The 20741-nt window shown below is 69.2% G+C and carries 15 protein-coding genes and 1 tRNA gene; 13 read left to right on the forward strand and 3 right to left on the reverse strand.

What is annotated here, in order from left to right; genetic code table 11:
* Positions 1 to 550 precede the first annotated feature (550 nt).
* From gltB to pyk, 5 genes are all read left to right on the forward strand, one after another.
* Positions 551 to 5107, forward strand: a complete 4557-nt coding sequence (gene gltB, locus KGD83_RS09760; protein ID WP_212643491.1) for a glutamate synthase large subunit — start codon at positions 551 to 553, stop codon at positions 5105 to 5107.
* Between the two features lie 19 nt (positions 5108 to 5126).
* Entirely contained in the window at positions 5127 to 6581 is a 1455-nt protein-coding gene (locus KGD83_RS09765) for a glutamate synthase subunit beta (protein WP_212643492.1), read from the forward strand.
* 199 nt (positions 6582 to 6780) lie between these two features.
* The gene (locus KGD83_RS09770) at positions 6781 to 7164 is read left to right on the forward strand and encodes a DUF2784 domain-containing protein (RefSeq protein WP_212643493.1); all 384 of its coding nucleotides are present in this window, start codon (positions 6781 to 6783) and stop codon (positions 7162 to 7164) included.
* 74 nt (positions 7165 to 7238) lie between these two features.
* The gene (locus KGD83_RS09775) at positions 7239 to 8138 is read left to right on the forward strand and encodes a prenyltransferase (RefSeq protein WP_212644354.1); all 900 of its coding nucleotides are present in this window, start codon (positions 7239 to 7241) and stop codon (positions 8136 to 8138) included.
* Positions 8139 to 8375: 237 nt separating this feature from the next.
* Positions 8376 to 9809 (forward strand): pyruvate kinase, encoded by a 1434-nt coding sequence (gene pyk, locus KGD83_RS09780; protein WP_212643494.1) that lies wholly within the window; start codon positions 8376 to 8378, stop codon positions 9807 to 9809.
* Between the two features lie 123 nt (positions 9810 to 9932).
* On the opposite strand, the gene KGD83_RS09785 is transcribed toward pyk, so the two are convergent.
* The 3 genes from KGD83_RS09785 to KGD83_RS09795 form a co-directional block, all read right to left on the reverse strand.
* On the reverse strand, positions 9933 to 10922 hold the full coding sequence (locus KGD83_RS09785) for a DUF1266 domain-containing protein (protein WP_212643495.1): 990 nt from the start codon (positions 10920 to 10922) through the stop codon (positions 9933 to 9935).
* A 209-nt stretch (positions 10923 to 11131) separates the two neighbouring features.
* On the reverse strand, positions 11132 to 11284 hold the full coding sequence (locus KGD83_RS29095; protein ID WP_338036952.1) for a hypothetical protein: 153 nt from the start codon (positions 11282 to 11284) through the stop codon (positions 11132 to 11134).
* Positions 11285 to 12035: 751 nt separating this feature from the next.
* A tRNA-Leu gene (locus KGD83_RS09795) sits at positions 12036 to 12109 on the reverse strand.
* 162 nt (positions 12110 to 12271) lie between these two features.
* Here KGD83_RS09795 and KGD83_RS09800 point away from each other — a divergent pair.
* The 8 genes from KGD83_RS09800 to rpsD all read left to right on the forward strand — a co-directional run bounded on the left by KGD83_RS09800 (position 12272) and on the right by rpsD (position 20514).
* On the forward strand, positions 12272 to 12838 hold the full coding sequence (locus KGD83_RS09800) for an ANTAR domain-containing response regulator (RefSeq protein WP_019610955.1): 567 nt from the start codon (positions 12272 to 12274) through the stop codon (positions 12836 to 12838).
* Between the two features lie 400 nt (positions 12839 to 13238).
* Positions 13239 to 14795, forward strand: coding sequence for a branched-chain amino acid ABC transporter permease (locus KGD83_RS09805; protein ID WP_212643496.1), 1557 nt, complete (start codon positions 13239 to 13241; stop codon positions 14793 to 14795).
* A gap of 11 nt (positions 14796 to 14806) precedes the next feature.
* On the forward strand, positions 14807 to 15796 hold the full coding sequence (locus KGD83_RS09810) for a branched-chain amino acid ABC transporter permease (RefSeq protein WP_212643497.1): 990 nt from the start codon (positions 14807 to 14809) through the stop codon (positions 15794 to 15796).
* Positions 15786 to 16670 (forward strand): ABC transporter ATP-binding protein, encoded by an 885-nt coding sequence (locus tag KGD83_RS09815; protein ID WP_212643498.1) that lies wholly within the window; start codon positions 15786 to 15788, stop codon positions 16668 to 16670. Before KGD83_RS09810 ends, KGD83_RS09815 begins: the two co-directional genes overlap by 11 nt.
* Positions 16663 to 17532, forward strand: coding sequence for an ABC transporter ATP-binding protein (locus KGD83_RS09820; protein ID WP_212643499.1), 870 nt, complete (start codon positions 16663 to 16665; stop codon positions 17530 to 17532). The genes KGD83_RS09815 and KGD83_RS09820 overlap by 8 nt, the downstream gene beginning before the upstream one ends.
* Before the next feature lie 369 nt (positions 17533 to 17901).
* Positions 17902 to 18249: a HesB/IscA family protein gene (locus tag KGD83_RS09825; RefSeq protein ID WP_013154170.1), complete on the forward strand. Its 348-nt coding sequence runs from the start codon at positions 17902 to 17904 to the stop codon at positions 18247 to 18249.
* Positions 18250 to 18597: 348 nt separating this feature from the next.
* Complete coding sequence (locus tag KGD83_RS09830; protein ID WP_212643500.1) at positions 18598 to 19569, forward strand: carbohydrate kinase family protein; 972 nt, start codon at positions 18598 to 18600, stop codon at positions 19567 to 19569.
* 333 nt (positions 19570 to 19902) lie between these two features.
* A complete protein-coding gene (rpsD, locus tag KGD83_RS09835; RefSeq protein ID WP_047872013.1) occupies positions 19903 to 20514 on the forward strand; it encodes a 30S ribosomal protein S4 in 612 nt (203 codons plus the stop codon).
* Positions 20515 to 20741 lie beyond the last annotated feature (227 nt).

Consider the following 20741-nt stretch of genomic DNA (forward strand, 5'->3'; position numbering starts at 1 on the left):
CCGCCGCCACCCAGGTCAGCGGCGCCCCCCGGTGAGGGGGATATCACTCGCGGACCCGCCCCTCACCCTCTTGGGGACGCGGTTAACACCGGGGTAATGTGGGCGTGCGGCGTGTTGCGCCCGCATGCCCGAAGTAACGTTCCCGACCCCAAAGGTTGGTGTTTCGGCCTCTTTGGGAGGTTTAGCGGGGTTCCCTCGTGGAAAAACCCGCTAGGCCAGCCCGCACCGGGAACCTCTCCCGGACCGCGCCCGAGCCCGCACACACACGGGCGAGGCCAGGGGCCACCGGCGCACCGCGGCGCCACATGGTCTAGACCTGCGATTAACGTCGCGGCTGGACCGGCATGTATAAGAGAACCCGCCCGTCACGGGCGGACCCCACCCGCCACCGGCGGCCACGAGGACGTGGCCGCACGACGGAGGCGGCCACGGCGCCCGACGACGGTCACCGCCGCACCACGCGGCGACACAACTCCATCCGCACGCAGCAGGGCCAACGTCGTCCCGGATGCGCTTTTCACGAAGCCGACGCAAGACGACAGGAGGGTAGATGCCTGCTGGCCAGGTGCGGCGTTCGTCCGTCCGAACGAACCCCGAGACCACTTCCCAGGGCCTGTACGACCCCGCTTTCGAGCACGACGCCTGCGGTGTGGGCTTCGTCGCCGACCTCACTGGACGTCGTAGCCACGACATCGTCGAGAAGGCGCTCACCGTACTCCGCAACCTCGACCACCGCGGAGCCTCCGGCGCCGACCCCGACGACGGAGACGGCGCGGGCATCCTCACCCAGATCCCGCACGAGTTCTACACCGAGGTCTGCGACTTCACCCTGCCCCAGGCGGGCGCCTACGCCACCGGCATCGGGTTCCTGCCCGCCGACGCGGCCGAGCGCGCCGCCGCCGTCGAACGCATCAACGCCATCGTCGCCGAAGAGGGCCTGACCCTGCTCGGCTGGCGCGAACTGCCCTTCGAGCCCCAGTACAGCGGCCCCGCCGCCCGCCAGGCCATGCCCTACTTCGGGCAGCTCTTCATCACGGGCACCCCCGGCACCGCCACCGAAGGCCTCACCGGCATCGAGCTGGAGCGCCACGCCTACTGCGTACGCAAGCGCGCAGAGCACGAGAGCGACGTCTACTTCCCGAGCCTGTCACCGCGCACCATCGCCTACAAGGGCATGCTCACCACCCCGCAGCTGGAGCCGTTCTTCCCCGACCTGTCCGACCGGCGCTACGCCTCCGGCCTGGCCCTGGTCCACTCCCGCTTCTCCACCAACACCTTCCCGTCCTGGCCGCTCGCCCACCCGTTCCGCTACGTCGCGCACAACGGCGAGATCAACACCGTCAAGGGCAACCGCAACATGATGCGGGCGCGCGAGGCCAAGCTCGCCAGCGACCTCATCCCCGGCGAACTCGACCGGATCTTCCCCATCGTCGACCCCGACGACTCCGACACCGCCTCCTTCGACGACGCCCTGGAGCTGCTCCACCTGGGCGGACGCTCCCTGCCGCACGCGGTGCTCATGATGATCCCCGAGCCCTGGGAGAACCACACCGAGATGGACCCGGCCGTCCGGGCCTTCTACGAGTACCACTCCACCCTCATGGAGCCCTGGGACGGTCCCGCCTCGGTGTCCTTCACCGACGGCACGGTCGTCGGCGCGGTCCTGGACCGCAACGGCCTGCGCCCCGGACGCTACTGGGTCACCGAGGACGGCCTCGTCGTCCTCGCCAGCGAGGCCGGCGTCCTGGACATCGACCCCGCCACCGTCGTGCGCAAGGGACGCCTCCAGCCCGGCCGCATCTTCGTCGTCGACACCGCCCAGGGGCGCATCGTCGAGGACGAGGAGATCAAGGCCGAACTCGCCGCCCAGCACCCCTACCAGGAGTGGATCGACACAGGCGTCCTGCGCCTGGCCGACCTGCCCGACGCCCAGCCCGTCCCGGTCACCGAACTCCAGCGCGCCCAGCAGGTCTTCGGCTACACCGAGGAGGAACTGCGCGTCATCCTCACACCCATGGCCCGCACCGGCGCCGAACCCATCGGCTCCATGGGCACCGACACCCCGGTGGCCGCGCTCTCCGAGCGCTCCCGCCAGCTCTTCGACTACTTCTCGCAGAACTTCGCCCAGGTCACCAACCCGCCCCTGGACGCCATCCGCGAGGAGATGGTCACCAGCCTGGCCACCCTCCTGGGCGCCGAGCACAACATCCTCGACGCCGCACCCGGCAGCACCCAGCGCCTCGTCCTGCCCACCCCGGTCGTCGGCCAGGCCGAACTGGCCGCCATCGTCGCCGCCGGACAGGACAACCCGGCCCTGAAGACCTTCACCGTCGACGGCACCTACCCCGTCGAAGGCGGCGGCGACGCGCTCTCCGCACGCCTGGAGCAGATCAACACCGAGGTCTCCGCCGCCATCGCCGACGGCGCCCACATCCTCGTGCTCAGCGACCGCGGCGCCGACGCCGACCGCGCGCCCATCCCGTCGCTGCTGCTCACCGGCTCGGTCCACCACCACCTCGTCCGCGAGAAGACCCGCACCGAGGTCGGCCTCCTCATCGAGGCCGCCGACGTGCGCGAATGCCACCACGTCGCCCTGCTCATCGGCTACGGCGCCTCCGCGGTCAGCCCCTACCTGGCGCTGGCCACCGTCCGCGACCTCGTCGAACGCGGACGCCTCGGCGGCGTCGACGCCGACCAGGCCGTCCGCAACACCGTCAAGGCGTTCGGCAAGGGCGTCCTGAAGATCATGTCCAAGATCGGCGTGTCCACGGTCAGCTCCTACACCGGAGCCCAGATCTTCGAGGCCCTGGGCCTGGGCGCCGAGGTCATCGACCGCTGCTTCACCGGCACCACCTCCCGCCTGGGCGGCGTCGGCTTCGACGTCCTCGCCGAGGAGGTCGCCATCCGCCACCGCAGCGCCCACACCCCCAACCCCAGCGCCCACCGGCGCCTGGAGGTCGGCGGCGAGTACCAGTGGCGCCGCGAGGGCGAACCGCACCTGTTCAGCCCCGAGACCGTCTTCAAGCTCCAGCACTCCACCCGCACCCGCCGGTACGAGATCTTCAAGGAGTACACCTCCCAGATCGACGACCAGTCCCAGAAGCTCATGACCCTGCGCGGTCTCCTGCGCTTCAAGGACGGCGTGCGCGAGCCCGTGCCCGTCGACGAGGTCGAACCCGTCGCCGAGATCGTCAAGCGCTTCTCCACCGGAGCCATGTCCTACGGCTCCATCTCCGCGGAAGCCCACCAGACCCTCGCCATCGCGATGAACCGCCTCGGCGGCAAGTCCAACACCGGCGAGGGCGGCGAGGACCCCGACCGCTTCACCCCCGACGCCAACGGGGACCTGCGGCGCAGCTCCATCAAGCAGGTCGCCTCCGGCCGCTTCGGCGTCACCTCGCACTACCTCACCAACGCCGACGACATCCAGATCAAGATGGCCCAGGGCGCCAAGCCCGGCGAGGGCGGCCAGCTGCCCGGCCACAAGGTCTACCCGTGGGTCGCCCAGACCCGCCACTCCACCCCCGGCGTCGGACTCATCTCCCCGCCGCCCCACCACGACATCTACTCCATCGAGGACCTCGCCCAGCTCATCCACGACCTCAAGAACGCCAACCCCTCCGCCCGGGTCCACGTCAAACTGGTCTCCGAGGCGGGCGTGGGCACCGTCGCCGCCGGCGTGTCCAAGGCACACGCCGACGTCGTCCTCATCTCCGGCCACGACGGAGGCACCGGCGCCTCGCCGCTGACCTCCCTCAAGCACGCGGGCACCCCCTGGGAACTCGGCCTCGCCGAAACCCAGCAGACCCTGCTGCTCAACGGCCTGCGCGACCGCATCGTCGTCCAAGCCGACGGCCAGATGAAGACCGGCCGCGACGTCGTCATCGCCGCCCTGCTCGGCGCTGAGGAGTACGGCTTCGCCACCGCGCCCCTCGTCGTCTCCGGCTGCGTCATGATGCGCGTTTGCCACCTGGACACCTGCCCCGTCGGCGTCGCCACCCAGAACCCGCTCCTGCGCGAGCGCTTCTCCGGCAAGGCCGAGTACGTCGTCAACTTCTTCGAGTTCATCGCCCAGGAGGTCCGCGAGTACCTCGCCCAGCTCGGCTTCCGCAGCCTGGACGAGGCCATCGGCTCCATCGACCTGCTCGACACCGCCGACGCCGTCACCCACTGGAAGGCCCAGGGGCTGGACCTGTCGCCCATCCTGCACGAGGTCGAACCCCGCGCCGGCGACCACCGCGTCCGACAGCGCCTCCAGGACCACGGTCTGGAGAAGGCCCTGGACAACACCCTCATCCAGCTCAGCGAGGGCGCCCTGGACTTCGGCCAGCCCGTGCGCCTCGAACTGCCCGTACGCAACGTCAACCGCACCGTCGGCACCATGCTCGGACACGAGGTCACCAAGCGCCACGGCGCCAACGGCCTCCCCGACGACACCATCGACGTCTCCTTCACCGGATCCGCGGGCCAGTCCTTCGGCGCCTTCGTGCCCAGGGGCGTCACCCTGCGCCTGTCCGGCGACGCCAACGACTACGTCGGCAAGGGCCTGTCCGGCGGACGCGTCATCGTCCGCCCCGACAACGCCTCCCAGCTCGTCGCCGAGGACCACATCATCGCCGGAAACGTCATCGGCTACGGCGCCACCTCCGGAGAGATCCTCCTGCGCGGCGTCGTCGGCGAACGCTTCTGCGTCCGCAACTCCGGAGCACTCGCCGTCGTCGAGGGCATCGGCGACCACGGCTGCGAATACATGACCGGCGGCCGAGCCGTCGTCCTGGGCCGCACCGGACGCAACTTCGCCGCCGGCATGTCCGGAGGCATCGCCTACGTCCTGGACCTGGACCGCGAACGCGTCAACACCGAGATGGTCGAGGTCGAGGCCCTCACCGACGAGGACCGCGCGTTCCTCACCGACGTCCTCACCCGCCACCGAGCCGAGACCGGATCGGCCGTCGCCGACCGCGTCCTCACCGACGGCGACGCCGGACTCGACCGCATCGCCAAGATCATGCCGCGCGACTACAAGCGCGTCCTGCTCGCCCGGGCCGAGGCCGAACGCGAGGGCCGCGACGTCAACGAGGCCGTCATGGCCTCCGCACAGTCCTGACACGAGAGGAGGAAGGCACATGGCCGACCCCAAGGGCTTCCTGAAGACCACCGAGCGAGAGCTCCCCAAGCACCGACCCGTCGACGTGCGCATCCAGGACTGGCGCGAGGTCTACGAGGACTTCGACCGGGGAACCGTCACCAAGCAGGCCTCGCGCTGCATGGACTGCGGCATCCCCTTCTGCCACAACGGCTGCCCCCTCGGCAACCTCATCCCCGAGTGGAACAACCTCGTCCACACCCACGACTGGGCCGAGGCGATCGAACGCCTGCACGCCACCAACAACTTCCCCGAGTTCACCGGCAGGCTCTGCCCCGCCCCGTGCGAATCCGCGTGCGTGCTCGGCATCAACCAACCCGCCGTCACCATCAAGAACGTCGAGGTCTCCATCATCGACCGCGCGTGGGAGGAAGGCTGGGTCAAGCCCCTGCCCCCCGCCACCCGCACCGGCAAGAAGGTCGCCGTCGTCGGCTCCGGCCCCGCCGGACTCGCCGCAGCCCAGCAGCTCACACGCGCCGGACACGACGTCACCGTCTACGAACGCGCCGACCGCATCGGCGGCCTCCTGCGCTACGGCATCCCCGAGTTCAAGATGGAGAAGCGGCACATCGACCGCCGCCTCGCCCAGATGAGCGCCGAGGGCACCACCTTCCGCGCCGGAGTCGACGTCGGCACCGACATCACCGCCGACCAGCTGCGCGCCGACCACGACGCCGTCGTCATCAGCGGCGGCGCCACCGCCTGGCGCGACCTGCCCGCCAAGGGCCGCGAACTCGACGGCATCCACCAGGCCATGGAGTACCTGCCCCTGGCCAACCGGGTCCAGGAGGGCGACTACGACACGCCCGCCATCAGCGCCAAGGGCAAGCACGTCGTCGTCATCGGCGGCGGCGACACCGGCGCCGACTGCGTCGGCACCGCCCACCGCCAGGGCGCCGCGTCGGTCACCCAGCTGGAGATCATGCCCAAGCCGCCCGCCACGCGGCCCGACAACCAGCCCTGGCCGACCATGCCCATGCTCTACAAGGTCACCAGCGCCCACGAGGAGGGCGGCAAGCGGATCTACTCCGTCAACACCGTCGAGTTCCTCGGCGACGACAACGGCCGCGTCCGCGCCCTCAAGCTCGTCGAGGTCAAGCGCACCGACAAGGGCTTCGAACCCGTCGAGGGCACCGAACGCGAGATCCCCGCCGAACTCGTCACCCTCGCCATGGGCTTCGTCGGACCCCAGAAGGAGGGCCTGCTCGACCAGCTCGGCGTCGAACTCGACGGACGCGGCAACGTCGTCCGCGACACCGACTACCGCACCACCGTCGACGGCGTCTACTGCGCCGGCGACATGGGCCGCGGCCAGTCGCTCATCGTCTGGGCCATCGCCGAGGGCCGCTCCGCCGCCGCAGGAGTGGACCGCTACCTCAACGACGACAGCACCCTGCCGGTCACCATCCCGCCGACCGCGCGACCGCTCGTCTAGCCGCAACCAGGCACACACGCGCGCCGGGCGCGGAGGACACCCTCCGCACCCGGCGCGTCGCCGTGTCCACCGCCGGGTGAAGAGCCATCCGGGTTTCCACCCGCATCGTCCACAGCCCCCGACACCCCCTGGCCCGCCCGGGAGACGGCGCGGATACTGGAAACCAGCAACACCCACCACGCGCCCAGGAGGCCAGACGATGACCTACCGGCTCATCGCCGACACCGCCATGGTCACGCACCTGGCCTTCCTCGCCTACCTGGCCCTCGGCGGGTTCCTCGCCTGGAAATGGCCCCGCACCCTGTGGACCCACCTCGGCTGCGCCCTCTACGGACTCGCCATCACCCTCATCGGATGGCCCTGCCCCCTCACCCACGTCGAGAACTGGGCCCGCCGACGCGCCGGACAACAAGGACTGCCCCCCGAAGGCTTCATCGACCACTACCTCACCGGCATCGTCTACCCCGCCGAACACCTGCTCACCGCACAGCTCGCCGTCGCCCTCACCGTCCTCGCCTCCTGGGCGGGACTCCTCATCCTCACCCGAAGACGCACACGCAACACCACCCCGAACCGCGCGTAAAGATCGCGAATGGATTGGCCCGCCAACCATTTCCCCGCCCCGCACACGGACGTACCGTCGAAGACATGACCGTTGTGACCTGGGACTCCCTTCGCGCCGCAGAACACTTCACCATGCGAAACGCCCGGCTCATCGACCGGCTCCGCTTCGCCCACCTCTTCCAGAACGGACCCACCGAACCCGTTCGCTCCGCGCTCTCCGCCTACCGCAACCTCGACGGCGGCTACGGCAACGGACTCGACCCCGACCTGCGCGGACACACCAGCCAACCCGCCGCCACCGAGATCGCCCTGCGCTACCTCGACGACCTCGGCCCCATTCCCACCACCCTCGGCACCGGCATCTGCCGCTACCTCACCACCGTCACCAACCCCGACGGCGGCCTGCCCTGCGTACGACCCAACGTCCGCCACACCGAATCCGCCCCCTGGTGGCAACAGCACCACGACTTCACCAGCGACCTCGGACTCACCGCACTCCTCGCCGGATACCTCCACAAACACAACATCAGCCACACCTGGCGCGACAACGCCACCGCCTACTGCTGGAAGCGCATCGACGCCCTGCACTGGACCGACCCCCACCAGGCCATCGGCATCTGCACCTTCCTCCAACACGCCCCCGACCGCGACCGCGCCCTACGCACCACCAGCCGCCTCCACCCCATGATCCGCGCCGTCATCGACACCCACCCCAAACCCAACCCGAACCGACACACCCACACCGCACTCGACATCGCCACCCACCCCGACCACATCGCCCGACCCCTGTTCACCGACGCCGAGATCCAACGCAACCTCGACTTCTTCGAACAGACCCAGAGAGCCGACGGCGGCTGGGACGCCACCTGGCAGCACTGGGACACCGCCGCCACCCTCGAACGCGAAGGCATGCGCACCGTCCAACGCCTGCGCATCCTCTGCGCCTACGGCCGCCTCCAGTGCTACATCCCACCCCGCCGCCGCGACGGCTGACACCCCCGACCCGGCCCCACCAGCCCCGGCCAAGACCAAGCCCCACGGGCGCCGGACCCCGCCGAGGCCGGGTCCCCCGCACCGACCCGCCAACCCCACCAGCGAAGACACCCCGACACGCAACGCCACCGAACGTCACCCAGGGTGTCCGCCGTTCGACTTCCCGCAGCCCCACATACGTCCATTCGCAACCTGGTTTAGACCACTCCATCCTCCAGACGCTCTAGAGTGTTAAGCGTGACACGTCGAGCAAAAATCGTCGCGACCCTCGGTCCCGCCACCTCGAGCCCGGAAGTCCTCCGCAAGCTCGTCGAAGCCGGACTGGACGTCGCCCGACTCAACCTCAGCCACGGAACCCACGACGACCACAGCGCCAACCTCGCCAACCTGCGAGGCGCCGCTGAGGCCGCACAACGAGCAGTCGGCGTCCTCGCCGACCTCCAAGGGCCCAAGATCCGCGTCGGCACCTTCGCCGACGGCCCCGTCGACCTCAACGTCGGCGACGAATTCACCATCACCACCGACGACGTCCCCGGAGACGCCCACCGCGTCTCCACCACCTACAAGGGACTCCCCGCCGACGTACGCCCCGGCGACCGCGTCCTCATCGACGACGGCCGCATCGCGCTGGAGTGCACCAAGACCACCAGCACCGACGTCCACACCCGCGTCGTCGTCGCCGGCACCGTCTCCAACCACAAGGGACTCAACCTCCCCGGCGTCGCCGTCAGCGTCCCCGCACTCACCGAAAAGGACGAGGCGGACCTGCGCTGGGCCCTGCGCCAGGGCGTCGACATGGTCGCCCTCTCCTTCGTCCGCAGCCCCGCCGACGCCGAGGAGTGCCACCGCATCATGGACGAGGAGGGCATCACCGTCCCCCTCATCGCCAAGGTCGAGAAACCCCAGGCCGTCGAACGGCTCCAGGACATCATCGAGGTCTTCGACGGAGTCATGGTCGCCCGCGGCGACCTCGGCGTCGAACTCCCCCTCGAAAACGTCCCCATGGTGCAAAAACGCGCCGTCGAACGCTGCCGCGACAAGGCCAAACCGGTCATCGTCGCCACCCAGATGCTCGAATCCATGATCGGATCACCCCGGCCCACCCGGGCCGAGGCCTCCGACGTCGCCAACGCCGTCCTCGACGGCGCCGACGCCGTCATGCTCTCCGGAGAGACCAGCGTCGGCAAGTACCCCGTCGAGACCGTCGAGACCATGGCCCGCATCGTCAGCGCCGCCGAACAGGAATCCCTGCGCGCCTCGCACATCCTCAACCGGGTGCCCGAGACCACCGGCGGAGCCATCGCCCGCGCCGCCGCCGAGATCGGCGCCACCGTCGGAGCCAAGGCACTGGTCGCCTTCACCATGTCCGGCGAGACCGCCCGGCGCCTGGCCCGCTACCGCTCACCCATCCCGCTGATGGCCTTCACCACCGAGCAGACCACCCGCGGAGTGCTCTCCCTCACCTGGGGAGTCGAGAGCAACATCGTCCCCTGGGTCGACAACACCGACGACATGGTCCGCCAAGTGGAGGCCGAACTCCTCCAGCTCGGCGACTACCACAAGGGCGACAAGATCGTCATCGTCGCCGGCAGCCCGCCCGGAACCACCGGTTCCACCAACTCCCTGCGCGTCCACCGCCTCGGAGACGCCGTCGCCCTCGCGGCACGGTAGAACCACCAGGGCGCCCCGCACCGGGCGCCCCCGACGTGCCGCATCAGGTCCGGCCCGGAGGACACGGCGTATGAGCCGCGCCGCCCACCGGGTCAGGACCAGGTGCGGCCCCGCCGCACCACCTCAGGCCGCCGACTCCCCGCGCACGTCCCCGCGCGACTCCGGCCCGGCAGCCGAGCCCCCCTCCGGCAGCACACGCTCCAACGGCATGTCCCACGGCAACAGGTTCCACGGACTGCGCTCGTCCTCCGTCAGCAGACCCAGCGCCGCCCACACCCGGTCCGTACCGCCGTGGTCGCCCTCCACGCCCTTCTCCGGCCACAACAGGTAACCCGCGTGGAAGGCCATCGACAACTGCTGCCACGACGCGTACCGCCGCTGAAGGTCCGAGGCCACCCGCCGCAACAGCGTCTGCGTCTCCACCGGACTCAACCAGTCCAACGACGCGCCCCCGCACACCAGCCGGATCACGTGCACCGACTTCCACCACTGGTAGGCGCCGATGAGCACCGTCTCGTCCGCCTCGGCCACCCCCGTGACCGCGCGCAACCGCGCCACCTGCTCCTCGCTCAGCCGCACGTGCGCGCCCGTCACCTGCCCGCCCCGCTCACGCGGCAGCCGCGACCTGGCCACCCCCGCACTCAGATCCACCACCAGATCCAGCTTCGGACCCGTACGCAGCTCCTCCAACAGGGCGTCCACCGCCTCCAGCAGCGACTCGCGGTCGGTCACCCCCCACTGGCGCTCCAGCATCCGCTGGTAGGGACGGCGCAGCGACGGCCGCGCCACCACGTCCCAGGGCTCGGCCAACGCCACCCGGAACGGCGCGGCCACGGCCGCCGCCCAGCGCTCCGTGCTCAACGGCGCGTCGGGGTCCTTGGTGCGCAGGGTGGGGGACTCGCGCGAGCCCACCACCAGCTCGGCGAAGGAACCGGCGACCAGCGCCACGACGGGCACGAACGCCCAGCCCGGCTGGCCGACGGCCACGAGAAGGACGATGAGCAGCGCGACGGGGGTCAGCAGCCACGGCTGGCGGCGCTGGGAACCCCACGCCACCACCACCCAGGCGCCGATAACCAGTGCGCCGACGATCCCGGCCACCGCGGTCAGCACCCGCTGCTCCTCTCCTGAGAAATCGCTTCTGGAACTCCAGGATCAAGGACGTGCGCCCGCGGAGGCGACCGAACTCACGGGTTGTACTCAGGTTGTGGCCGTGATGTGACCGGTTCCGCCGGGTTGCCCCGGCATAAAGTGACAAAGGGCCTATTTAGGGCGGTACCGGCTGGGTAGTTACGCAGGTTCTGGCCCGTCTGTCCGGTCCCTCAGTGCTTGGGCCCGATGAAGGCGTCCATGCGCGCCACGGCCTCCTTCCGCGACACCGAGACGGCGGTCTCGTCCTTGAACGGGGGCTGGCGCTGGATGTGGCTCGTCCAGGGATTGCCGAGCCGCTCCAGGGACGACGTGAAGAGGTCCACGATGTCCTGCGACGTGTTGGAGAAGTGGTAGCGCGGGTACTCGTGGTACTCGTCCCTCCTGCCCCTCTTGCGTATCCGGTTGAGGGCACGGCATCCGTCGGAGTGAACCAGGGCCCGGACGAACAGCTCGGGATGGTGGTCGACGACTTCCTGCTGCCAGGTTTCCAGGGCGATCCTCCCGGAGTGCTCGTGGCCCGGTCCGTGCTGGGGGAACAGGCGGAGCCAGTGTTCGGAGGCGGCTCTGACAGCCGTGCACCCTCGCCGCGGCTGGCACGGAAAGAGGTGATCGGGAACACCTTCTGCATGGCATCGCCACAGAGGTCCATCAGTCCCGGGTGCTTGTTGTCGCAAAAGATCCAGAGAACGTACACCCCGCGCCTTGAGGCGGTGATGTGACCGTCTCCGAGGTAGAGCCCCAGTAGGTAGGCGTAGGCGTTGTCATCAAGACGCGCGTTATGGCACTTGGGGCAGTAGGTCGTCCGGTCTCGGCGCCTTCCCTCTGTCGCGGGCGTACGCCTGTTGCCGTAGCGCCAGTGCCTGATCGCCTGCACGGAGACGCCGCACTGTGCCGCGATGGCTTTGTCGGTCAGGCCCAGGGCTTTGAGGCGGAAGGTTTCGTCTACTACGTCACGTGAGTACATGACATGAATAGTTGCTCACGCCTGTGACATTCCGTCGATAGTATGACTACCGTGGGTTGATGTGCTCCAAATGAAGAGAGCCGCCCGAATGGGGCGGCTCTGGGGTGTTGTGCCCTGAGTGGGACTCGAACCCACACTGTAATAGGTTTGAGCTATTTCCCTCTGCCGATTGGGGTATCAGGGCTTTTTTAGGTGAAACGGACATCCTGGCTGGTGTCCATCTACCTGTTCGGTTGGGGTTGCTCCGTCAACAGTGGTATCACGATTGACGCGCATGCCCGTCCCGACGTCCAGCATCCTAGCTGATCTCGGTAACCTCGTGTACGTGACGAGGACGCAGAGCCGTGTGGTGATCGCGGAAGACGAGGCCCTGATCCGCCTGGACCTCAAGGAGATGCTTGAGGAGGACGGCTACGCCGTCGTGGGCGAGGCCGGTGACGGTGAGACCGTGATCCGCCTTGCCCAGGAGCTCAAGCCCGACCTGGTGATCACCGACATCAAGATGCCCGTGCTCGACGGCCTCTCGGCCGCCGAGCGCATCGCCGCCGAGCGCATCGCCCCGGTGGTGATCCTGACCGCCTTCTCCCAGCGGGAGCTGGTCGAACGGGCGCGCGAGGCCGGGGCCATGGCCTACCTGGTCAAGCCGTTCAACAAGGCCGACCTCGTGCCCGCCATCGAGATGGCCACCTCGCGCTACGCGGAGCTGTCCGCGCTGGAGTCGGAGGTCTCCAGCCTCCAGGAGCGCCTGGAGACCCGCAAGCTGGTCGAACAGGCCAAGGGTCTGCTCCAGAGCCGCCACGGGATGAGCGAGCCCGAGGCGTTCCGCTGGATCCAGAAGAACTCCATGGACCGGCGGCTGACCATGCGCAGGGTCGCCGAGACGGTCGTGGAGACCCTCGGCGGCAAGCAGTGAGCCGACACCGGTAAGCGGCGCTTACGCGTCCGCGCCAGTCGGACTGGACAGGTTGAACGAAGGGGGCCGCACCCGAGCCGGGTGCGGCCCCCTTCGTCGTCTCCGCCCGTGCCTTCTCCTCGCGGCTCCCCGTGGTCACTCCGGTGCGCCGTATGTGGAGAAACTATGCAGTTCGGGCGCTTAACGCGGTGGAAACGAGACAGATGTCCAGGGTCAATGCGCCAGGTGTACCGGCTTGGTCTCGTTTGCGCACGATGGGGTGACGGTTGGGTCACGTGGCATTAGCGCATCTGAACAACTTGCCTAAATCGGGCTAAACTCACCGCACCGAACAGCAAAGGACAGCGGTGGCGCGTGCGCGCATTCGCCACCGCCACCCTCAGATGCGCAAGGAGCGCGCGTGCGCACACGTCTTGTGACCGTGTTGCTCGCCCTGATCACCGCCATCCTGGTGATCCCGGGGCCAGCGGCGACGGCAGACGAACAGGGCGGTGAAGCGCTGCACGGTCAGATCCTCCATCCGGAGAACCGGGACCAGGGTGTCGAAGGCATCATGATCACGGTCTACGACGGTGAGGACGAGGTCGGGGCGGCGGAGACCGACTCTGAAGGAATGTGGGAAGTGGGCCTGCCCGAACCGGGCACCTACCGCGTGGTGGTGGACCAGGAGTCCGTCCCCGGGGAGTTCGCGGTGATCGAGGCCCTCTTCGTCGACGGCGAGACCGAGGTGGAGGTCGAGGCGGACGACCGGCGGCCGCTGATCGTCGCCCTGGAGGCGGCGGGCGCGGCCGAGGAGGAATCGGCCTCGCCCTCGCAGGAGGAGACGGAGGGCTCCTCCGGCGGGGAGGCGGCCGACGAGGAGTCGTTGGCTCCCAACACCGACGCCGGTGGCTCGTTCGGGGACCGGGTGCTCCAGCTCACCGCGGCGGGTCTGCTGTTCGGCCTGGTGATCGCGGTGTCCGCGATCGGGCTCTCGTTGATCTTCGGCACGACGAAGCTGATCAACTTCGCCCACGGCGACCTGGTGACCTTCGGTGCGATGATCGCGCTGCTCTTCAGCACGGGTGCCGCGGGTATGGGCAACGCGCTGCTGGCGCTCTTCCTGGGGCTGGGCGCGGCGGTGCTGATCGGCGCCTTCCTGGAGACCAGGCTGTCGCGGACGGCGCTGGTCGTCGCGCAGTGGCTGTCGATCTTCGCGGGTATCGCGTTGGCGACGGTTCTCGGTGTGATGGGGGACGAGGTCGGTTGGAGCGTGCCGCTGTGGTTGGCGGCGGTGGTCGCGGTCCTGATGGGCGCTGTCCTGGGCGGGTCGATGGAGCGCTACATCTGGCGTCCGCTGCGGCACCGCAACGTGGCGATGATCCAGATGTTCATCGTCTCGATCGGTCTGGCGCTGGTGGTGCGGCACGTGATCCTGGTGCTCTTCGGGGCGGGCCGGGAGCGTTACGCGGGTTTCCAGCTGCAGGAGATGGTGCGTCTGGGGCCGGTGTCGATGCCGCCGCGCGACCTGGTGGTCATGGCGGTGGCGATCGTGGTGCTGGTGGGGGTGGCCTGTCTGTTGCAGTTCACCCGGATCGGCAAGGCGATGCGCGCGGTGTCGGACAACCGGGACCTGGCGGAGTCGTCGGGTATCGACGTGGACCGGGTCACGCTGTACGTGTGGGGGCTCGGTGGCGGTCTCGCCGCTCTGGGCGGTGTGCTCTACGGGCTCAACCAGGTGGTCGAGTACGAGATGGGCTTCCGTCTGCTGCTGATGATGTTCGCCGCGGTGATCCTGGGCGGTCTCGGTACGGCTTACGGTGCGATGGTCGGCGGCCTGGCGGTCGGCCTGGTGGCGATGTTGTCCACCCTGTGGTTCCCGTCCCAGCTCATGCAGGCATGGGCTCTGGCGCTGATGATCCTCATGCTGCTGGTCAGGCCCCAGGGCCTGCTCGGTCGGCGTGAGCGGGTCGGCTAGGAGAGAAGACGATGGATATCCTTTCGATCCTCGCTGAGTCCACCCGGTCGGCGCTCGGCCCGATCGCGGCGATCTACGCGCTCGCGGCGGTCGGCCTCAACTTCCACTTCGGTTACACCGGGCTGTTGAACTTCGGCCAGGTGGGTTTCATGCTGGTGGGCGCCTACGGGGTGGGCATCAGTGTGGCGGTGTTCGACCTGCCGTTGGTGGTGGGTTTCGGTGTCGGTCTGCTGTGCGCGTTCGTGATGGCCCTGTTGCTGGGCATTCCGACGCTGCGGTTGCGGGCGGACTACCTGTCGATCACCACGATCGCGGCGGCGGAGGTGATCCGTCTGGTGTACCGGGCGGGTTTCGCCGAGCCGTTGACCGGTGGTGTGTACGGGTTGCAGAACCTGGCGGCGGACTTCCGTGCGATCAACCCGTTCGAGGGGGGTGAGCGTTACGGTTTCGGGGCGTTGTCCTACAACGGCAACCACCTGTGGGTTCTGGTGGTGACGTGGGGCCTGGTGCTGTTGATGGTCGGGTTGACGTGGATGCTGATGCACAGTCCGTGGGGGCGTGTCATCAAGGGCATCCGGGAGGACGAGGACGCGGTCCGCAGCCTGGGCAAGAACGTGTTCGCGTACAAGATGCAGGCGCTGGTGCTGGGTGGTCTGGTGGGTGCCCTGGCGGGGTGCATGCTGGCCGTGTACCAGGCGTCGATCCAGCCGGACCAGTTCAAGCCGCAGGTGACGTTCTTCCTGTGGGTGATCCTGCTGTTGGGCGGTGCCGGTCGGGTGTTCGGTCCGGTGCTGGGCGCGATGGCGTTCTGGTTCCTGATGAACTTCACCGACGGTGTGCTCCAGGGCTTCGGCTCGATGGGGTGGCTGCCGTTCCTGGACGGTCCGGACTACGGTGCGATCCAGTTGGCCTTCGTGGGTCTGCTGCTGGTGTTGCTGATCGTCTTCCGGCCGCAGGGTCTCATCGGCGACCGCAAGGAGATGCTGATCAATGTCAAGTGACAAGGTGGGCGGCGGCGTCGGGTCCGGGGTCGGGGTCGACCGCGTGGCCGGTGCGGAGCCGGTGCCGGGTTCGGCGAAGCCGGACCCGATCCTGGTGGCGGACGGTGTGCGCCGTTCCTTCGGCGGTCTGACCGCGGTGGACGTGGGTCACCTGGAGGTGCAGCGGGGGACGATCACGGCGTTGATCGGTCCGAACGGTGCGGGTAAGTCGACGCTGTTCAACCTGTTGACCGGTTTCGACCGGGTGGACGGGGGGCGTTGGACCTTCCAGGGCAAGCCGATCAACGGCAGGCGCGGCCACCAGGTGGCGCGTGCGGGGATGGTGCGGACCTTCCAGTTGACCAAGGCGCTGACCCGGATGACGGTGTTGGACAACATGCTGCTGGGTGCGCCGGGTCAGTTCGGTGAGCGGATGGCGGGTGCGTTCCTGCGTCCGGTGTGGCAGGGGCAGGAGAAGGAGAACACGCGTCGCGCGCTGGACCTGTTGGAGCGCTTCAAGCTCATCGACAAGCGCGAGGACATGGCGGGTTCGCTCTCGGGCGGTCAGCGCAAGCTGTTGGAGATGGCGCGTTCGCTGATGACCGATCCGACCATGATCATGCTGGACGAGCCGATGGCGGGGGTGAACCCGGCGCTGGTGCAGTCGCTGCTGGGGCACATCACGTCGTTGCGCGACGAGGGCAAGACGGTGCTCTTCGTGGAGCACGACATGGACGTGATCATGGGGATCAGCGACTGGATCGTGGTGCTCGCGCAGGGGCAGGTGATCGCGGAGGGCCGTCCTTCGGACATCCGGTCCAACCAGCAGGTGATCGACGCCTACCTGGGTGCCCAGGAGGAGACGGCCGAGGCCCCGGGGAGTGGTGATGACTGAGAGCGCGAAGCCCAGTCCGGAGAAGGTGGCGAAGGTTTCGGACGAGGTTCCGGTGGAGGCCGAGGAGGCCGCCGCCGTGCAGGAGCACCGTGAGGAGGTGTTGGAGCAGGCCGGTGAGGCGGCGCCGGTGGGCGGCCCGGAGGACTACCTGCTGTTGGCCAGTGAGCTGGTGGCGGGGTACGTGCCGGGGGTGAACATCCTCAACGGGTGCACCCTGACGTTGTCCGAGGGCGAGGTCGTGGCGATCATCGGCCCGAACGGGGCGGGTAAGTCCACGCTGATCAAGACGGTGTTCGGGTTGATCCCGGTGCGGGAGGGCGCTCTGACGCTGCGGGGGGCCGACATCGCCGGTCTGCCGGCGCACGGTCTGGTGGAGCGGGGCGTGGGTTACGTTCCGCAGACGCAGAACGTGTTCCCGTCGCTGACCATCGAGGAGAACCTCCAGATGGGGGCGTTCCTGCGGCCGCGGTCGTTCACGAAGCGGTTCGCGGCGGTGGCGGAGCTGTTCCCGCTGCTGGCGGACCGGCGCAAGGCCAAGGCCGGGTCGCTGTCGGGCGGTGAGCGCCAGATGGTGGCCATGGGGCGTGCGCTGATGATGGAGCCGTCGGTGCTGCTTTTGGACGAGCCGACCGCGGGTCTGTCGCCGATCTACCAGGAGGAGGTCTTCCAGCGGGTCAAGGAGGTCAACCGGACTGGTGTGTCGGTGGTCATGGTGGAGCAGAACGCGCGCCGCTGTCTGCAGATCTGTGACCGCGGTTACGTTCTGGACCAGGGGCGCAACGCCTACACCGGTACGGGTGCGGACCTTTTGAACGATCCGAACGTGATCGAGCTGTACCTGGGCACGTTGGCCAAGGGCTGAGCCGCGGTGGGGGAGGGGCGGGGCCCGTGGCGGGCTCCGCCCCTTTCCGCTGCGCGGGGCGCGGCGGGGCGCCGGGTGGCTTCGTGCACAGGTCCGGGCGGGAGATGGCGTCCCGGGTCGGGACAAATTACCCTGGGAGGACGGGCACGTCCGTGCCCGTCCGCGGCCCCGTCCGCTGTGCGGGTCGGGGGCGGGGGAGAACACAGCGGCGCTGTGACGCCCGTGTCCGCCGGTGCGCGAGGAATGCGGTACCGGTGTCGGGCGTTGAGAACCGTTGAAGAGGACGGGACCCGCCGCGGCGGGCCGGTCCAGACGCGACCAAGGGGGTCGCCGGCCAGCCGCTACCCCTTTCCAGAGGAGCTTTCCAGCATGACGGTTCAGAGCGAGACCACCGAGGGCATCATCCTCACCGACGAGGCGTCCAGCAAGGTCAGGGCGCTCCTTGAGCAGGAGGGGCGGGACGACCTGCGTCTTCGCGTGGCCGTTCAGCCCGGTGGTTGCTCGGGGCTGCGTTACCAGCTCTACTTCGACGAGCGCGAGCTCGACGGCGACGTGGTCAGCGACTTCGGCGGTGTGGAGGTGGTCACCGACCGGATGAGCTCCCCCTACCTGATCGGCGCCACGATCGACTTCGTCGACACCATCGAGAAGCAGGGTTTCACCATCGACAACCCCAACGCCACCGGTTCCTGCGCCTGCGGTGACTCCTTCAACTAGGGGGCGCCGTCCCGCCGTGCGCTCCCGGGTCGGTGGGCCCGGGGTGCCGCGGTGGACGCGCCCCGGGGCGTGAGGCGTCCCGGGTGCGGTCGTCGGGCGGGCCGGGCCCCGGGGTCCGGGTCGGCCGGGGACGCGGTTCTTCGGGGGAGGGCGGCTTGTGCCGCCCTCCCCCTTCGTCGTGCGCGGGGTTTCCCGTGTGCGGGATGGGGCGGTTGGGGGCGGTTGTCCGTTGGGCCGCGGGCGCGCTGCACTAACCTGGGGCAGTCCGAACCGGGCACGTCCTCTGCCATGCCCGCAGCCCCGTCCGGTCAGCAGACCGACACCTCCCGACCAAGGAGTCTTCGTCCCGTGCGTATCGCGGTTGCCGGATCCATCGCCACCGACCATCTGATGTCCTTCGAGGGCCGCTTCGCGGAACAGATCATCCCCGACCAGATCCAGCAGTTGTCGCTGTCCTTCCTGATCGACGAGCTGGACGTGCGGCGCGGCGGTGTCGCGGCCAACATCTGCTTCGGGATGGGCGGGTTCGGCCTCAACCCGGTGCTGGTGGGTGCGGCCGGGGCCGACTTCGAGGACTACCGCGCCTGGCTGGACCGCCACGGTGTGGACACCTCCGCGGTCTACATCTCCGAGCTGCGCCACACCGCCCGGTTCATCTGCACCACGGACCGGGACCAGAACCAGATCGCGTCCTTCTACGCCGGGGCCATGGCCGAGGCGCGCAACATCGAGCTCCAGCCGATCGCGGACCGCCTGGGCGGGCTGGACCTGGTGCTGATCGGGGCGGACGACCCGGCCGCGATGGTGCGTCACAGCGAGGAGTGCCGTACCCGCGGCATCGCCTTCGCCGCCGACCCCTCCCAGCAGCTGGCGCGGATGGAGGGGCCCGAGGTGCGCGGCCTGATCGAGGGTGCGGCCTTCCTGTTCACGAACGAGTACGAGAAGGCGCTGGCCGAGCAGAAGACGGGCTGGTCCGACGCCGACGTCCTGGAGCGGGTGGGCACCCGGATCACCACGCTGGGCGCCAAGGGCGCGCGTATCGACCGCGTGGGGGAGCCGAGCGTGCACGTGCCGGCCGCGGCGGTGGGGGAGCTGGTCGACCCCACCGGCATGGGGGACGCGTTCCGTGCGGGCTTCCTGGCGGCGCACTCGTGGGGGCTGTCGCTGGAGCGGGCCGCTCAGGTGGGCAACGCGACCGCGGTGCACTGCCTGGAGGCCGACGGGCCGCAGGAGTACACCCTGACGGGGGCCTCGCTCCTGGCGCGTCTGGAGGAGTCCTACGGCGCCGAGGCCTCGGCCGAGGTCGCGCCCTTCGTGTAGTCGACGGGTCGGGGTGGTGTCCGCGAGCCCGTAGAGTGGGTAGTCGCGACCCGCACGACCCGTGTCCGCCTGCCGGACCGGGCCGCGCCCCGCACGGCCGCCGCTCCCTGGGAGCCGGTGTCCCGCACGGGGAGCCCCGTGCCCGCCGGTGCGCTGAAACGCGTGCCGGTTACCCAGCCCAAGCCGTCCGCGCCGGGTCGCCGCGACGGTTGGGGAACCTGTCCCGCTGTGCGTGCTCCGGCGCGCCCGCGCGGACTCGGGCGCGTTGAGCGCCTCCCAGATCTAGGCCAGCCTTACCTGGGATTCCCCGGATTCATCCGGAAAGGACATTGCATGCGCTACACCGGACCGAAGGTGCGGTTGTCCCGGCGCGCCGGCACCCCGCTGACCCGTAAGGCGGTCAGCTACTTCGAGAAGCGTCCCTACCCGCCCGGCGAGCACGGCCGCCGCGTCCGCCGCAACAGCAGCGACTACGCGGTCCGCCAGGCGGAGAAGCAGAAGGTGCGCTGGTACTACGACCTGACCGAGAAGCAGATGCTGCGCGTCTACGAGAGCGCGAAGAAGCGCACGGGGCGCACCGGTGAGGAGATGCTCGCCGAGCTGGAGCTGCGTCTGGCCACGGTCGTGCTGCGCGCCGGTCTGGCCGCCTCGATCTACGCCGCGCGTCAGTTCGTCAACCACGGTCACATCACCGTGGACGGCAAGAAGGTCGACATCCCGTCGTACCAGGTCAAGCCGGGTCAGATCATCAGTGTTCGGGAGAAGTCCCGCAGCATGGTGCCGTTCGTCGAGGCCGCCGAGGGCGTCCACGCCGACGACAAGATCGCCGGATTCCTCGCCGTGAGCCACAAGGACCTGCGCGTCGCGGTCGTCGACCGCCCCAAGCGCGAGCAGATCCCGGTGCCCTTCGACGAGCAGCTGGTCGTGGAGTTCTACGCCCGCTAGTCACCCGCCTCGGCGTGTGCGCGGCCGCCTCCTCCCCGGGGGCGGCCGACGCGGAGCAGGTCAGGCCGCGCGGACCCGGTCCGCGCGGCCTCGCCGTGTCCGGGGTGGTGTGGAACGCGCCACGCCCAGGATTCGGCGGGGTGCGAATCGTTATCGCACCGGAACCGGAAACCCCGAGCCGCGTGGCGCGGGGTTTCGGTCCTCCTCTTACCTGCCGGTCCAGCCGC

It is taken from the genome of Nocardiopsis akebiae, assembly GCF_018316795.1.
Classification (GTDB): domain Bacteria; phylum Actinomycetota; class Actinomycetes; order Streptosporangiales; family Streptosporangiaceae; genus Nocardiopsis; species Nocardiopsis dassonvillei.

Bases quoted from the DNA above. Each gene is read 5' to 3' on its own strand.
- gltB (WP_212643491.1), top strand. From the start codon at position 551: ATGCCTGCTGGCCAGGTGCGGCGTTCGTCCGTCCGAACGAACCCCGAG.
- KGD83_RS09765 (WP_212643492.1), top strand. From the start codon at position 5,127: ATGGCCGACCCCAAGGGCTTCCTGAAGACCACCGAGCGAGAGCTCCCC.
- KGD83_RS09770 (WP_212643493.1), top strand. From the start codon at position 6,781: ATGACCTACCGGCTCATCGCCGACACCGCCATGGTCACGCACCTGGCC.
- KGD83_RS09810 (WP_212643497.1), top strand. From the start codon at position 14,807: ATGGATATCCTTTCGATCCTCGCTGAGTCCACCCGGTCGGCGCTCGGC.
- KGD83_RS09815 (WP_212643498.1), top strand. From the start codon at position 15,786: ATGTCAAGTGACAAGGTGGGCGGCGGCGTCGGGTCCGGGGTCGGGGTC.
- KGD83_RS09820 (WP_212643499.1), top strand. From the start codon at position 16,663: ATGACTGAGAGCGCGAAGCCCAGTCCGGAGAAGGTGGCGAAGGTTTCG.
- KGD83_RS09825 (WP_013154170.1), top strand. From the start codon at position 17,902: ATGACGGTTCAGAGCGAGACCACCGAGGGCATCATCCTCACCGACGAG.
- rpsD (WP_047872013.1), top strand. From the start codon at position 19,903: ATGCGCTACACCGGACCGAAGGTGCGGTTGTCCCGGCGCGCCGGCACC.